14 protein-coding genes are annotated in these 14,154 nt (G+C 42.9%); 7 read left to right on the top strand and 7 right to left on the bottom strand.

The window, feature by feature from the left end; translation table 11 throughout:
• Nucleotides 1–10: 10 nt before the first annotated feature.
• On the top strand, nucleotides 11–859 hold the full coding sequence (locus IGK85_RS09910; RefSeq protein WP_008378570.1) for a PRD domain-containing protein: 849 nt from the start codon (nucleotides 11–13) through the stop codon (nucleotides 857–859).
• Between the two features lie 67 nt (nucleotides 860–926).
• Here the strand turns inward: IGK85_RS09910 and IGK85_RS09905 are convergent, their stop codons facing one another.
• Nucleotides 927–1,328, bottom strand: a complete 402-nt coding sequence (locus tag IGK85_RS09905) for an HIT family protein (RefSeq protein WP_254905026.1) — start codon at nucleotides 1,326–1,328, stop codon at nucleotides 927–929.
• Between the two features lie 173 nt (nucleotides 1,329–1,501).
• Between IGK85_RS09905 and IGK85_RS09900 the strand changes: the two genes are divergently transcribed.
• The 4 genes from IGK85_RS09900 to IGK85_RS09885 all read left to right on the top strand — a co-directional run bounded on the left by IGK85_RS09900 (nucleotide 1,502) and on the right by IGK85_RS09885 (nucleotide 4,375).
• Nucleotides 1,502–2,482, top strand: a complete 981-nt coding sequence (locus IGK85_RS09900) for an aldo/keto reductase (protein WP_005235260.1) — start codon at nucleotides 1,502–1,504, stop codon at nucleotides 2,480–2,482.
• Nucleotides 2,483–2,557: 75 nt separating this feature from the next.
• Nucleotides 2,558–2,962, top strand: a complete 405-nt coding sequence (locus IGK85_RS09895; RefSeq protein WP_008378568.1) for a MerR family transcriptional regulator — start codon at nucleotides 2,558–2,560, stop codon at nucleotides 2,960–2,962.
• A 66-nt stretch (nucleotides 2,963–3,028) separates the two neighbouring features.
• Nucleotides 3,029–3,589 carry an NAD(P)H-binding protein gene (locus tag IGK85_RS09890; protein ID WP_008378567.1) on the top strand — a complete coding sequence of 187 codons (561 nt, stop codon included), beginning with the start codon at nucleotides 3,029–3,031 and terminating at the stop codon, nucleotides 3,587–3,589.
• 168 nt (nucleotides 3,590–3,757) lie between these two features.
• On the top strand, nucleotides 3,758–4,375 hold the full coding sequence (locus IGK85_RS09885) for a YitT family protein (protein WP_008378566.1): 618 nt from the start codon (nucleotides 3,758–3,760) through the stop codon (nucleotides 4,373–4,375).
• 52 nt (nucleotides 4,376–4,427) lie between these two features.
• Here IGK85_RS09885 and IGK85_RS09880 read toward each other — a convergent pair whose 3' ends face one another.
• From IGK85_RS09880 to IGK85_RS09865, 4 genes are read right to left on the bottom strand one after another with little or no spacing between them, the layout of a single operon-like run.
• The gene (locus IGK85_RS09880) at nucleotides 4,428–5,192 is read right to left on the bottom strand and encodes an ABC transporter permease (RefSeq protein WP_008378553.1); all 765 of its coding nucleotides are present in this window, start codon (nucleotides 5,190–5,192) and stop codon (nucleotides 4,428–4,430) included.
• On the bottom strand, nucleotides 5,189–6,100 hold the full coding sequence (locus IGK85_RS09875; protein ID WP_008378547.1) for an ABC transporter ATP-binding protein: 912 nt from the start codon (nucleotides 6,098–6,100) through the stop codon (nucleotides 5,189–5,191). The genes IGK85_RS09880 and IGK85_RS09875 overlap by 4 nt, the downstream gene beginning before the upstream one ends.
• Nucleotides 6,097–6,324 (bottom strand): PLD nuclease N-terminal domain-containing protein, encoded by a 228-nt coding sequence (locus tag IGK85_RS09870; RefSeq protein ID WP_005235274.1) that lies wholly within the window; start codon nucleotides 6,322–6,324, stop codon nucleotides 6,097–6,099. Before IGK85_RS09870 ends, IGK85_RS09875 begins: the two co-directional genes overlap by 4 nt.
• Entirely contained in the window at nucleotides 6,317–7,507 is a 1,191-nt protein-coding gene (locus tag IGK85_RS09865; protein WP_008378546.1) for a helix-turn-helix domain-containing protein, read from the bottom strand. The genes IGK85_RS09870 and IGK85_RS09865 overlap by 8 nt, the downstream gene beginning before the upstream one ends.
• Nucleotides 7,508–7,674: 167 nt before the next feature.
• Here IGK85_RS09865 and IGK85_RS09860 point away from each other — a divergent pair, with 167 nt between their 5' ends.
• On the top strand, nucleotides 7,675–8,841 hold the full coding sequence (locus IGK85_RS09860; protein WP_081487913.1) for a glycerate kinase family protein: 1,167 nt from the start codon (nucleotides 7,675–7,677) through the stop codon (nucleotides 8,839–8,841).
• A gap of 69 nt (nucleotides 8,842–8,910) precedes the next feature.
• On the opposite strand, the gene IGK85_RS09855 is transcribed toward IGK85_RS09860, so the two are convergent.
• Entirely contained in the window at nucleotides 8,911–9,249 is a 339-nt protein-coding gene (locus tag IGK85_RS09855) for a RidA family protein (RefSeq protein WP_008378531.1), read from the bottom strand.
• Nucleotides 9,250–9,518: 269 nt separating this feature from the next.
• Here IGK85_RS09855 and IGK85_RS09850 point away from each other — a divergent pair, with 269 nt between their 5' ends.
• Complete coding sequence (locus IGK85_RS09850) at nucleotides 9,519–12,083, top strand: HAD-IC family P-type ATPase (RefSeq protein WP_008378529.1); 2,565 nt, start codon at nucleotides 9,519–9,521, stop codon at nucleotides 12,081–12,083.
• A 16-nt stretch (nucleotides 12,084–12,099) separates the two neighbouring features.
• Here the strand turns inward: IGK85_RS09850 and IGK85_RS09845 are convergent, their stop codons facing one another.
• The gene (locus IGK85_RS09845) at nucleotides 12,100–13,551 is read right to left on the bottom strand and encodes a helix-turn-helix domain-containing protein (protein WP_005235280.1); all 1,452 of its coding nucleotides are present in this window, start codon (nucleotides 13,549–13,551) and stop codon (nucleotides 12,100–12,102) included.
• Nucleotides 13,552–14,154 lie beyond the last annotated feature (603 nt).

Below are 14,154 nucleotides of genomic sequence, written 5' to 3'. Positions count from 1 at the left end.
GCGAGAGTGCATGATTTACATCAAGAAAGTCTTAAATTCAAGTGTCGTACTTGTTGATAAGGAAGGCCAGGAAATGATTGCACTTGGGAAGGGGATCGGCTATGGAAAGAAAGTCGGCGACAGCATAGCCGATACCCAGATCGATCAAGTTTTTCTGCCAATCGATGAAAAAAAATCGGGTCAGTTTGCCGATTTGGTGGATGAGATTCCGTTGCACTATTTTGAAATGACCAAAGAAATCGTTCAGCTGGCGCAAAAAATGCTGCCGTATCCGCTAAATTCAACGATTTACCTTACCTTATCGGATCACTTGCACTTTGCTGTGGAACGTCAGCAAAAAGGCTTGAGTGTGACGAATCGGCTCTATTGGGAAATCAAGAATTACTATACGGAGGAATTTCGAGCCGCCGAACAGGCACTACGCTTGTTGAAAGAGAAGTATCAAATTGATCTGCCGGAAGAAGAAGCCTCCAATATCGCGTTTCATTTGATCAATGCCCAGTCGAACACCGAGGAAAATCAAGATGGGTTGAAAAAAGCCAAATTGATCGGGTTGATCGTCAATATGGTACGCTACTCGATCCAGCAAGACGTCAACACCAATTCGATCCATTATAATCGCTTTATCACCCACGTGCGTTTCTTCGTTGACCGGTTCTTTTTGGATGGTCTGCTGCAAGAAGAAGACGAAGGACTATACCGTCAAATGTGGGCTCTTTATCCAAATGCTATGGAGATCGCGACAAAAGTCAAAGCCTATATCGATAAAGAATATCAAACGAAGATCCCTGTCAATGAAATCGTCTATCTAGGCGTTCATATCAATCGGTTGATGAACCATTCAGCGATCAATTCCTAAGCGTCCTCATTTTTAACAAACACAAACAAGCCGTTTCCCTTTGCTGGAAGAAACGGCTTGTTTGTATTTAGTAGGCTTGCTTGTCAGGAATCACGCCTCGAACGCCGCCTTTTGGTTCCTCCACGTCGCCTTGGTAGCGTGGGATCAAATGACAATGGCAATGAAAGACCGTCTGTCCGGCAGCCTCCCCGCAATTGAAACCGATGTTGAAGCCGTCTGGTCGATAGGTTTCCAACAAATAGGCTTTGCCTTCCTGCAACAAAGCCTGCAAGTCTTGTAATTCCTCTTGGGTGAGGGCAAAATAATCCCTTCGATGTTCTTTGGGGATCAATAGCAGGTGTCCAGGGGTGACGGGAAACTTATCAAAGATCGCATAAAAGCGTTCGTTTTCAATGATCGCATGTTTTGAGGCAGTACAAAAAATACAAGTCAAAATCTTCCGCTCCTTTTTCTCAGCTAGATAGCGTATCGATACTTATCTTTAGTGTACCAAAAGCTGATTCGAAATGAAACGTACGACAAAAAGCATGTTATTATGAGTCATTTGCGAGTAAAATGAAAAAAAGTTTGCTGATTCGCTTGACTTAGAGTGCACTTCAACCTGTATGCTTAGTGTAACTTAAAAAACAGGAGGACGAGCAAATGAACTATGTAAAATTTGGCAATACGGGACTTGATGTGTCACCATTATGTTTAGGGACAATGGGATTTGGCGATCCCAATAGTGGCTTTCATGAGTGGGTGTTAGAAGAAGCAGATAGTCGCGAAGTCATCAAAAAAGCCTTGGATCTAGGCATCAACTTTTTTGATACAGCAAATGTCTATTCTTATGGAGCGAGCGAAGAAATCGTCGGTCGAGCATTGAATGATTTTGCTCCGCGGGATGAGATCGTGGTTGCCACAAAACTGTATTCAAAAATGAAGCAACGGCCAAACAGTGGAGGGCTGTCTCGAAAAGCGATCTTTTATCAAGTCGAACAAAGCTTAAAACGCCTACAAATGGACTACATTGATTTGTATATCATCCATCGTTGGGATTACCACACGCCAATTGAAGAAACCATGAAGGCCTTACATGATTTGGTGGTTTCTGGAAAAGTGCGCTATATTGGTGCATCCGCGATGTACGCTTGGCAATTTGCCAAAGCACAAGCAGTTGCAGAGAAAAATGGCTGGACCAAATTTGTTTCGATGCAAAATCACTTAAACTTGCTTTATCGAGAAGAAGAGCGAGAAATGATGCCCTTGTGTGCCGATCAAAAAATTGCCGTGACGCCATATAGTCCTTTGGCTGCTGGACGTTTAACAAGAGATTGGGGTGCAGAGACCAAACGGTACTTAACGGATAAAACCGCCAATCAAAAGTACGACAAAACGATGGAACAAGACCGGGAGATCGTGGCACGAGTCGCAAAGATCGCTGACAATCACCAAAGCAAACGGTCGCAAATCGCCTTGGCTTGGTTATTGCAAAAAGAACAAGTGGTCGCACCAATTATTGGCGCAACAAAAGAAAGCCACTTATTGGATGCTTTACCTGCCCTTGACCTAAAGCTGACTGCCGAAGAGATTGCTTATTTGGAAGAGCCTTACTTGCCTCATGCAGTGGTAGGAGCGGAATAACGAGTAACAAAAGGGCTTCTGGCTCGTAGCATACAAAACGATCTAGGAAAAAATGCAAAACAAGGAAGTGAAGCCATGAATATCAAAAAAGTCAGTGAACTGAGCGGTGTCTCAGCTGATACCATCCGTTACTATGAAAAAATTGGGCTGATTCCGCCGGTCAAACGCAATAAAAACGGTGTTCGTGAATTTGATGATGACGACTTAAAATGGATCACCTTTACTAGGCAAATGCGTAATGCTGGACTATCGATTGATGGGTTGAGTCATTACCTGGCTTTATTTGAAGAAGGGCGAGGGACGGTTCCTGAGCGCAAGCAGCTCTTAGCAAAACAAATTGCGGTACTCAGGGAGAAAATCTCAGATATGACGGAAGCTGTTGAACGTTTAGAATACAAACTAGAACATTACGACGAGCATGTTCTGCCGACAGAAGAACGATTGCGTCAACGAAAAGCCAATTTGGTCACTAAGTCTTAATGACTGAATTCGCTACTATGGAAATTGAAACGTTCTGCTCAATGGAATCCAATAGAAAGGAAGCTTATGAAACGACTTGCGATTTTAGGTGCTGCTGGAACGATTGGGCAGCTGACACGCCAAACACTTTTAGAAAGAACCAATTTCTCCCTAGTACTCTATGCCCGCCAGGCAACGGAGCGTTTGCAACAGATTGATGCTGCGCGTGAGACGATCATTGATGGTGACTTTCTCGATTTAGGACGACTCGTTCGGGCATTGCAAGGTTGCCAGTCGGTTTTTTTGACGGATATCCATGATCCGCGGGCAACGCTGCGGGTGATCGAGGCGATGAAATTAGCAGAGGTCAGCCAATTGATCAGTGTCGCACCAGAAAGAAACCTTTGTCATCCAGAGGCATTAAAGCAATTGGTGTCCGCAACTGATCTTTCCCTTTCCCCGAAAAAGCATCAGCTGTTATTGCAGCAAAAAAATCGCTTGATGTCCTATCAATTGATTAAAGGATCAGAATTGTCGGTTTACTTTGTTCATTTGCCGTCAGAGAAGAAACGTATGGCGAATAGAAGAGCATGGCGGGAATCTGTTGTAGAAGAAATCCTTTCCGCTTGTGATTGCTGTGCAGCTTAACAGCAATCTTAAAGGAATGAAAAAATAGCAGAATACTTTCTTGAAGGTCAGAATCAATTTTTTCATGTTTTCATGAAAAAATTGGTTCTTTCTTTTACGATTTTTTTGATAGAATAGACAGAAGCTTTTATACATAAAAATATTTGCCAGATCGAAAGGAGAACGTTGATGGAAACACTTATCAAAAAAAATCTTGCTTTATTGCTTGGGGTGCTATGGATCTGCATCGCATTAAACTTCTTCCTTTTACCTCACAGCATTGCTTCTGCCGGCGTCGGGTCGATTGGCTACCTCATCGAAACTGGCTGGTCGATCAATCGCCATATCGTTGTCTGGGGTATAAATTTATTGATGCTGGCCCTTGCGTTTTTACTTTTGAAACGAGAGGTCTTTGTCAATACGGTTATCGGTAGTTTGGCATTTCCCGTTCTTCTAGCACTTTTACCAGAAATTATGCTGCTGCGCTTTTATTCCATCTCATTGATTTTAGGTAGTTTCTTCTTTAGCTTCGGCATCTTTTCGCTCTACAAAATTGGTGCGTCTAATGGCGGTGTGACGATTCCGCCACTAATTTTGGAAAAATACTATGGCATTCGCAGATCTAGTGGGGTTTTCTTGACCAATTTGATCATCATCTTATTGAACCTTCTGATCTTTTCTTGGCAAGAAGCACTTATTTCTGCCTTTTCAATCTACTTGATTGCCTTCTTCATGCGGCTCTTCATGAGAATCGAACAAAAAATGCAGGCCAAGAAATCTGTGAAAGTCCAAGGAACAGCAAAATAGAGTAACATTTCAGAAGCAAAACATCGGTGCAAAAAATCTGCACCGATGTTTTTTAATATTTTCTTTTTCTTAGAACAGCTATGGAACCAGTCAAACAAGCGATGATCAAAAAGCAAGTTAACAACAGTGCTGGCAGCAGTTCCCCTAGTTTGATTTGGTCGGTTAAGTAGTTAGGAAATTGGCTGGAAAGGGAATATGGATTCCAGTTTGTTACTTGACTCCATAGGTTGCCTAACATGCCCATCAGATAACAGACGCCAATAAACAACAAACCTTGATAGCTACTTTTAGCAAAGCTGGAACCTAGCAGCAGGATGCTGATTGCTAGTAAACCGAAAAGCCAATAGCTGACCAAAGCGCTAGGGACTTGAGCAGCGCTGGAATCATCGAAATAAATCATCGTATAAAAAGCACTGACACTGGCACTTAGGAGGTAACTCAAAGACCAAAGAATCATTAAATAGCAAGCTTTTGCTATGACGATCGTGGTTTTTGGTAAGCCTCTGGTGATCAGCTGAATAAAGGTACCCTGATTTATTTCGGCTGAGAGCGTATCGGTAAAAAGAATCACGAATACTAGCAGGCCAATCGTGCCGATGTTGCTGTAAAACTGAAGCCACGCATCGATCGATGTCGGATCAGCAATTGTGATTTCAATCGATTCCGGCATCATACTGGCCATCAGATCTGGCATGATTTTGGCAGTAAAGGGAGAAAGCATACCAATCAGGGCAAACAGGATCAAGCAAATCAGTAGTTTTTTGCTGCGAAGACCGCCGAGAAACTCTTTCTTTAAGAAAACAAGAAACGCATTCATTTGATCACCTCCAAATAAATCGACTCTAACGATGGTTCGATTCTTTGAAAGGATTCTGGGACAATGTGTTGTTCGTTCAGCAATTGTAGCAGCTGTGAACCGATATTGGTTCCAGTTTGTTCATCGATCAGTAATTGATTGTTCTTTCTTTTCGCCGAAATACCGTGGATTGCTAACACTTTGGCAAATTTTAAATGGTCACCTTCGTCGGTAAAGACAATCCCAAAGACGGTTTTTCGATAACGGTTTTTCAAGGAATCCATCGTTTCGAACGCACGGATCTGACCTTTGTGCAAAATCGCAATATAATCTGACAGCTGTTCGACATCTGCGAGAATATGAGAGGAAAAAAGCACTGTCGTTTCTTCTTTGATTTTTTCCAATACATCAAGAAATGCTTTGCGTCCTAGAGGGTCTAGTGCGGATGTTGGTTCATCACAAATCAAGATGGCGGGGCGGTTGATCAGAGCTTGGGCTAACCCTAGACGTTGCTTCATGCCGCGAGAAAAGCCAGCGATTTTTTGTTTCGAAGCTTCCAGGCCTACCAACTCTAAGACTTCCATCACTCGCTGAGGCTGAAAAGATTCTTTATTTGGCTGAATTTTTCCGCAGAAAGTCAAATATTCTACAGCTGTCATAAAAGAGTAAAACTGCGGCACATCTGGCAAATAGCCGATCCAGCGATTGGTCTTGGTTGAGCCAAATTGTACTGGTTCGCCACAGACAGTGATTTCGCCTTCATCAATAGGGAGTAATCCTAAAATCGCTTTCATGGTGGTTGTTTTGCCGGCGCCGTTTTCCCCTACAAATCCCACGACACTCCCTTTGGGGACCGAAAAGGATAGGTCTTGTAGCACTTGTTTGTGCCCAAAACGTTTGGATAAGTGATTGATCTCGATCATCTTCATTGTTGATCCCCTTTTCCAAAAGCAAAATAAAGGATAGGACCGATCAGGCTAACAAAACAGGCGATGAAGAGCCAAAGAATACGAGAGCCAAACTTAAATTGTTCTTGTTTTAAAATATCTCGAACTGCCAAAACGATCAAGATCAATTGCAAAAGAATCAGAGGGATCAGTATGGGCAAATAATCAGATATATTTTCTGGTACGTTTAGTGAAAAACTATTCATGTGAGTCACTCCTTTGCGAATTAGATACTTGTTCAGCCAGATTGCTCAAGCGCTGAAACAACTCTTTAAATGGGGGTTTTTCTTGATACGGTTCAAACAAGGGTGTCAGCTGTGCTATTGCAAGAAATTGTTTTTTGACACTACCTGAGTTACGCGGGATCTGACTCCCTAATTCTAATTCACTGATCCACTCATCGATGCTGTTGAAATAATCATCTCCTTTCAAAACGATTTCCTCTGGAGTAGCTTCTAATGTTTTGACATACAGCGTTAATGCTTGTAACAATAAGCTTTCTTTTCCTAAAGCAGCAAACGAAACCATCCCAGCGGCTAGAAAATTCAGTAAAGAGAGGGGATGCAATTCGGCCAGTTGGAAGCTCTCGCTGAGTGCCAGTCCACGTGCATAGGTTTTTTCCAGTTGCTCCTCGTCTTGTGTGAGCATTGCTAAATAATTCGTTAGCAAACTCATAAAAATAATTAAGTACTGGTAAATCGCACTTTGCGTAACGATCTCAGCTTGTTGCAACTGATTTTTTTGCTGAAATGCTGCGGCAATCAACGGTTCGCTAGGTAAAAAAGAGAGAGTTTTCGTGCCAAGGATCGCCAAGACTTCTTCTGGCTTGTTTCTCATCAGAAGACAATAAGCATCGATCTGTTTCGCTTGTTGTGCCAGCTCACTGTCTCCTTGGTCCATGATCCGTTGGTACAGGGTTTCTGCTTCCTTCAAATAGGTATTTTTCTTTGCTTCCATCAAAGCGTCTTCGTAAGTTTGCCCTTGCGGGACGCCTTCTACGGGGACATCCGGCAACAGATCCCAATGATTCAAGTAAAAGGACCCCATTTGTAATAAGAATGGATAACAAGAGTAATACCGTTTGGTAAAACTTTGAGCAAGAGCGAGAACTTCCGTTGGTGTTTTTGTTTGGAAGGCGTCTTTTAATAATTGGTAGATTCGCTGGATCTCTTTAGGTGATAGCTGCGAATCTAAAATCAATAATTCATCGACGCTGCAATCAAAATACGCCGCTAATAAGGGCAGTGAAGTGATATCTGGATACGTCTGTCCCGTTTCCCATTTTGAAACGGATGCTTTTGACACGTTCATAAATGCTGCTAATTCTTGCTGCGTAACGCCTCTGTGTTTTCTTCTCCGGGCGATTTCCTCGCCAATTGGTAAGTCCATAGTACACCTCCGATAGGTTTGTTTGATATACTTCTATCATAAGAGGAGAAGGGATAACTTACAATGGATTACTAGTTAACTTTTGGTTGATTTGATTAACCATAGGTTGATTATTAACGTAGGTGCCCCCATCTCTGACAAAGAGATGATCTAGAAGGAGAGGCAGAATGATGAAAATTATAGCAGCGATTGATTCCTTCAAAGGAAGCGCCACTTCCGCAGAATTAAATCAAGCGGTCTTAAGCGGGTTTTCAGACCAGTGGGAAAAATGTAGTATTCCCATCGCTGATGGGGGAGAAGGCTCGATGGCAGCAGTTTTTGCTGCGTTTGGAGGCAATTACGAAACGGTTCCAGTGACCGACCCATTAGGTGGTAAGTTGCAAGCCCGTATGTTGGTCACAAAAATCAATGAAGAAAAAATCGCTTTGATTGAATCTGCGGAAGTGATCGGATTGCAACTCGTGGAACCTAGTGACGAGACCACCCGCAATAGCTCTTCTTTTGGTTTAGGCCAAATGGTCTTAGCAGCTTGCAGACAAGGAGTGAAAAAAATTTACCTGACCCTTGGCGGTAGCGGCACTTCTGATGGGGGCGTAGGCTTTTTACTTGCGTTAGGAGCAACCATTCAAAGAAACGTGCGAATGGAAAACAATCCTTTGCTACAGGCAGAATCTCTGGAGCTCAGCCAGTTGAACCCTCTGCTTGCACAAATTGACCTGTTTGCTTTAGCCGATGTAACAAATCCTTATTCAGGTGAACAAGGATTTGCGTCAGTTTTTGGTTCACAGAAAGGGGCAACCAAAGAAACGATCCAGCAGTTGGATCAACAAGCAAAGCGTTTGGCTGAACACATCAAGCGGACCACGGGGATCGATTTGGAAGTCCCTGGTGCTGGTGCAGCTGGGGGCCTTGGTGGTGCGGTTTATTTGGCAGGTGGTCAGTTGGTTCCGGGATTTTCGACGATTGCTTCCTTGATTGGATTTGAGGAAAAAATCAAAGGAGCAGACTTATTGATCACCGGTGAAGGTCGTATCGATGGCCAAACAGCTAGGGGGAAAGTACCCTATGGTGTCGCTTTGATCGCTCAAAAACGCCAACTCCCAATTGTTGCAATCTGTGGCTCCCGAACCGAATGTCTCGGTGAACTGTCGCAATTGCTTCCAACAGTCTTCAGTATCCAACAAGGACCAGTTTCCTTGGCAGAAGCGATGGAAAAAAAGCGAACCTTGATTAATGCTCAACAGATTGCTCAAGCCATCGCCGGCTTTGTGGAGCAGTGGCAAAAAAAGACCGGATCAGCTCCTTCAGAAGTCACTGATTTTCCAACCAAATAAGAAGCAAACACCAAAAAACTTCGTAGGGAAGGCAATCGCCAGTACGAAGTTTTTTGGTGTTGCGCCTTTTTAAGCCAAGGTGGCTTGTGCTTCAATCTCCACTTTAAATTCAGGGGCAACCAAGCCGGCAACGATGACGAGACTCATGGCCGGTTTGTTTTCTGCCAAAATGGTTGTGAATGCCGTACGGACAGCAGCTAAGTAAGCAGCATCCGTTAAAAAGACGGTCATCTTGACCACTGATGACCAAGACAGTTGATTGGCTGATAAATGCTCTTCGATTTTCTTCAAAACGATGGCTGTTTGCTCTTGCGGGTCCTCAGGTGTGGCTCCGTCTTGTGACGGCGTTTGACCAGAAATGAAAAGAAAAGGTCCCTGCGTGATTTTTGTATCGGTATAGATTGCCATTAATTTGGCTCCTTTCTTCTATCTTACCTTTGGATGATAGGGACAGATAGCAATTGATTGGGTGTGTCTTAGTTTACTTGATTACACCTGCAAAAACAATCAACAAACGTTTTCTGTTGGTTTTGTGAAACCACGGGACGAAGCCGCCCTTCCCCTTTAATAAAAACACTCATTTTTTTCAGGCTCCACTGAAATTATCGCCAGAATTTTATGGTTTTAATGTCTTATACTATGTTCAGATCAAATAAATAAACAAGGAGGAAAAAAATATGAATTGGTACAAAAACACAACAGAAGAACTATTACATACGTTGCAAACAACACGGCAGGGCCTTTCCTCCGAAGAACGCAACCAGCGTTTAGCAAAGCAAGGTGAAAATAAAATTACTGAGGCTGCGCAGATCCCTACATGGAAGAAAGTCGGCAAGCATTTTACAGACTTACTGATGTTGGTCTTAATCGTCGCAGCCGTTTTAAAAGGGGTTTCGGGTGATTATATCGAAAGCGGCATTATTATGGCGGTCGTCGTCATCAATGGATTAGTCGGCTACTGGCAAGAGCGTAAAGCCCAAGAGTCACTGGATGGGTTGAAGCAATTCATGGGGCAAGAAGCAACAATTTATGTTCATGGCCGCAAGAAGAAAATTGCTGTTTCTTCCTTAGTAAACGGAGATTTAGTCGTTTTAGGACCAGGAGATGTCGTACCAGCAGATATGCGCTTGATCGAAACCCATGATCTTGTGATTGAAGAGTCTATCTTAACCGGCGAATCTGAGCCAGTTCAAAAAATGACCGAACCCATTACTCAAGAAAGTACGATTGGTGACCAGCGGAACATGGCGTTTTCTGGTACCCATGTAGAAAGCGGAACTGCCAGCGGGATCGTCGTTGAAACAGGAGACGATACACAAATCGGCCAGATCAATCAAGCAATTCAGTCTGTGAAAGCGCAAGAAACCCCGTTGATCAAAAAAATGAAGCAATTGAATCACCAAATCTTTAAAGGCATTATCGGATTAGTGATTTTCTTGATCTTCTTTACTACCTTCCGCTACGGCTTTGATCTTGATCTCTTGTTCTCATCAGGTATCGCATTAGTTGTAGCAATGATTCCTGAGGGCTTGCCAGCCGTGCTGACCATGATTTTATCGATGGGTGTCAAGGAAATGTCTGAGGAGCAAGCAATCATCAAAACGATGCCATCAGTGGAGACACTAGGTGCCATGACGGTGATTTGTTCAGACAAAACAGGAACCTTGACCAAAAATGAAATGACGGTCGTCGATGTCTTAGTTGAGTCAAACGTGGATAAAGCAACGGCGCTTGATATCATGGCAAATTGTCAAGATTTGAAGCAAGACGAAGGACAAAAGGCGGCTGAACTCGTTGGAAACCCAACCGAAAAAGCCTTGTTACAATACGCAGAATTAGCGCAGCAACCATTGCGTAAAACAGTCGATAAAATTCCTTTTAGTTCCTCTTACAAGTACATGGCAACACGCCATCAAAATCAAGAAGAGCCGAATGACTCGGTAGTGTTTGTCAAGGGTGCGCCCGAAGTGTTGCTTGAGAAAAGCCAACTGACTTCAGATCAAAAGCAATGGTGGTTAGATGAAAGTGCAAAATTAGCAGCGAAAGGGCAGCGACTGATCGGCTTTGCGCATCTGACGCTGTCGGCACAGGAGTCCTTGTCCCACGAAGCACTCATCAATTTAACCTTTGTTGGGATCGCTGGCATCATTGATCCTCCGAAAGACAGTGCCATCAAAGCGGTAAAAGAGTGCTTGCAAGCGGGCATCCAAGTCAAAATGATCACAGGAGATCATGGCAAGACCGCTCAAGCTATCGGCAAGCAAATTGGATTGAAGCACACGAATCACGTGTTGGAAGGGCTGGAAATCGATCTGCTGTCTGAGGAGGAGTTGCAGCAAGCAGTCCAAAAGACAGATATCTTTGCTCGAACGACCCCAGAGCATAAATTACGGATCGTTAGTGCTTTGCAGGCGAATGAAGAGATTGTCGGAATGACCGGCGATGGTGTAAACGATGCACCAGCGCTGAAAAAAGCCGACATTGGGATCGCTATGGGGATCAAAGGCAGTGAAGTAACCAAGCAAGCAGCCGATATGGTTTTGGCAGACGATAATTTTCATACGATCGCCAATGCCGTCCGAGTGGGTCGACGGATCTACGATAATTTGAAGAAAACCATCAACTTCTTCTTACCAACGGCTGTTGCACAAGGATTGATCGTTATTGCGGCACTCTTGTTGAACCGACCACTGCCACTGACACCTGTACAAATTTTATGGGTAAATATGGTGACAACCATCACGCTTTCTTACGCACTCGGTTTTGAGAAGGCAAGTGCGGATGTCATGAATCGACCACCACGGCCAATCAAAGAAGGTATCTTATCTTGGTACAGTCTGTTCCGCATCTTCTATGTCTCGCTGTTAATCATGATTCCTTCCTACGTCTTAGCGATTCAGTTTGAAGGAACGGTCCTTCAACAAAGCATGCTACTGCAAAGTATCGTCTTTGCTCAAGCAGTCTACTTACTGAACTGTCGTGAGCTGGTAAAGCCGGCGTTGAATCGCCAACTCTTTGCCAATAAAGCACTCTTAGTCTCCCTGGCACTACTGATTGTATTGCAGGCAGCGATTTTCCTAACACCTATCGGACACCAGCTTTTAGGGATTGGTTCTTTGACGCTGATGCAGCAGTTGAGCATTGCAGCCAACGGGGCACTTCTTTTCACAGTCGTCGAAGGTGAGAAATTTATTACAAACAAGCTGCAAGGACGTCAAAAAGCTGCCCCAGTGAAACAATAAAGGCAGCTTGATGATTCTAGTGATAACTTAAATAATAGGTTTGAATGAGCTCAGTCACTTGATTGAGCTCATTTTTGGTCGGTACCATCGATAAATAAAAGACTGGGACAGGGGCATCATCTAATGGGAAGTTTGACAAAACAAAATCAACGTCGGTTGCCGATAGCCCTTCTAGTTGACCTGGTTCGATCGCCGATAGTAGAATACGTGCTCCGAGAAAGTCATTCAATTCTTGCATAAGGTAAGCTTTCCATGCTGGCTCCCCTTGAAAGATAAAGTATCCCTTTGCCCGGATAGGGTTGATTTGTAAAATAGCCTGTTGGATCAACAAGGTGGTGGTTGACCATAAAGGAAAACTCGTTTCCCTTTGACTGTTTGTCTGTTCTTCTAAAAAGTCATGGATCGTTGCTTCTATCGGTAGCGAATAGGGCTGATTCAAGCGCTGGATCTCGTGAAATTCTAACCCAAACCATTCTGAGAGTTTGGCAGACTCTTGCGTTTTGATCAAGAGCAGCAACAGATTCTCAATCAGCTGCGTCCCGCTAGCGAGAGGTAGCTGCAACGAGCGGGCTAATTGTTCGACAAAATGGGTCGTTTTATCGTGAATGGTTTGATACGTTTCAAGAGTCGCTTGAATCGTTTGGGACCAATCGTTATTGTAGTTCCAGCTTTCTAAAAAACAGTAGAAGCTAAAGAAGTGTTCGCTGCATTCTAAATATACGCCTTCTTTTTGGTAGAGATAACTTAATGGCTGTTGGAAAAGACCGTAGAGGGGATCATCCCCATTAAATTCGAAGGAATCCATGCGGCAATTGGCCTTGATACGGATTGTATTGATAAAAAACCAGCAAGTACCGAAGATTTGTTCTACGTCGATTTGGAGTTTATCTTTGCCCAGACGCTGTAAAAAATGTTGATAGTGGGACTCATGAATTGTATATTCCTCAAAAAAGTAATTGTTATGGGTATAAGGCAGTAAAAGTCGATGGAAAAAGACCCGAATATTGATCTCACTTCCTTCAAAGCGGATCACGCGATTTGTGATGCGAATCCGTAAGGAAAAATCCGTCAAACTTTTATTTAATTTTGTAATATGCCGCCGCAAAGTTTCATAGGAAGTTCCTGCTTGGCCAAGAATTTCTTGCGTGCTAAGTTCGCTGGAAAAAAGCAATGCTTTCATTAAAGAAACACCGATCGATTGAGGGAAAAACGTTTCCCATAGCTGACTCATCAACAATGGCCCATCATGGGTCAAAGCAAAGCCATTACTGGCGGCTTCAATCTGCCAACCTTCGGGTAATTGTTGACGAATATAGGTTATATCAGAAAAAACCGTTCGTTCCGTCGTATCGATCAATTTTGCTAGTTGCTTGGCAGTGATCATTTTGTGATTCGCCAGTTGTTCCAAGAGAAGGATCTGACGTAATAAATCCTTCTCGGTAATGATTTTTTTCATCATCCCATCCATGACAAAAACTTCCTTTCTGAGTCTTTCGTGTTCTTTTTGATTTTATACGAAAAAGGCAAGTTTTGCTATTTCCAATTCACCGAATGATGTTTTTCTATTAAAAAAGATGGAATGGGTATCCTTCTGAGTAACTGTCTAAAGGAATGAGGTTTTTTATGTGTTTTAACGGTTAGAGGTCTATCATATGTTCGTATTTCTTCATTCGCAAATACAAAGAATAACTTTCTTTCGATAATTTTATTTTTGAGGAAAAAAGACTCTTTTTGCGAGAGGCGTAGAGTTTTCGATGGAGAGCAGAGTCGATGATCCATTCAATTTCTGCTTGTTCTTCCTCTGATAAATCGGCATTTTTCTCATTGGATTGAATGAGAGAGTAAGTAAATTCTAAGCAGCTCATTTTATAAATAAAGGTGGAGAAATATAATTTGTCTATGTGCATTTAATCACCCTTTCTTATATCCGGTTCAATCATATAGAATAATATTTTGAATAACAATTCTGTTTTTTCATGATGTCATGAAAATTTTGGGTAAATGTCGATTTTTTGGTAAAAGATAGCGAATATTTCGTAGCTTGATCTTCACGAAAGGGTTATAAAAAAAC

Source organism: Enterococcus sp. AZ015, assembly GCF_050499225.1.
GTDB classification, from domain to species: Bacteria; Bacillota; Bacilli; order Lactobacillales; family Enterococcaceae; genus Enterococcus_D; species Enterococcus_D entomosocium.
Note: the sequence above shows the minus strand (reverse complement) of the source record. Positions and strands in the feature narration are given on the sequence as shown.

What these genes read in the sequence shown, in the direction of transcription:
- IGK85_RS09890 (WP_008378567.1), top strand. Translation starts at nt 3,029, where the DNA reads ATGAAACGACTTGCGATTTTAGGTGCTGCTGGAACGATTGGGCAGCTG.
- IGK85_RS09845 (WP_005235280.1), bottom strand. Translation starts at nt 13,551, where the DNA reads ATGGATGGGATGATGAAAAAAATCATTACCGAGAAGGATTTATTACGT.
- IGK85_RS09875 (WP_008378547.1), bottom strand. Translation starts at nt 6,100, where the DNA reads ATGAAGATGATCGAGATCAATCACTTATCCAAACGTTTTGGGCACAAA.
- IGK85_RS09850 (WP_008378529.1), top strand. Translation starts at nt 9,519, where the DNA reads ATGAATTGGTACAAAAACACAACAGAAGAACTATTACATACGTTGCAA.
- IGK85_RS09910 (WP_008378570.1), top strand. Translation starts at nt 11, where the DNA reads ATGATTTACATCAAGAAAGTCTTAAATTCAAGTGTCGTACTTGTTGAT.
- IGK85_RS09880 (WP_008378553.1), bottom strand. Translation starts at nt 5,192, where the DNA reads ATGAATGCGTTTCTTGTTTTCTTAAAGAAAGAGTTTCTCGGCGGTCTT.
- IGK85_RS09870 (WP_005235274.1), bottom strand. Translation starts at nt 6,324, where the DNA reads ATGAATAGTTTTTCACTAAACGTACCAGAAAATATATCTGATTATTTG.
- IGK85_RS09860 (WP_081487913.1), top strand. Translation starts at nt 7,675, where the DNA reads ATGATGAAAATTATAGCAGCGATTGATTCCTTCAAAGGAAGCGCCACT.
- IGK85_RS09855 (WP_008378531.1), bottom strand. Translation starts at nt 9,249, where the DNA reads ATGGCAATCTATACCGATACAAAAATCACGCAGGGACCTTTTCTTTTC.
- IGK85_RS09895 (WP_008378568.1), top strand. Translation starts at nt 2,558, where the DNA reads ATGAATATCAAAAAAGTCAGTGAACTGAGCGGTGTCTCAGCTGATACC.
- IGK85_RS09900 (WP_005235260.1), top strand. Translation starts at nt 1,502, where the DNA reads ATGAACTATGTAAAATTTGGCAATACGGGACTTGATGTGTCACCATTA.
- IGK85_RS09865 (WP_008378546.1), bottom strand. Translation starts at nt 7,507, where the DNA reads ATGGACTTACCAATTGGCGAGGAAATCGCCCGGAGAAGAAAACACAGA.
- IGK85_RS09885 (WP_008378566.1), top strand. Translation starts at nt 3,758, where the DNA reads ATGGAAACACTTATCAAAAAAAATCTTGCTTTATTGCTTGGGGTGCTA.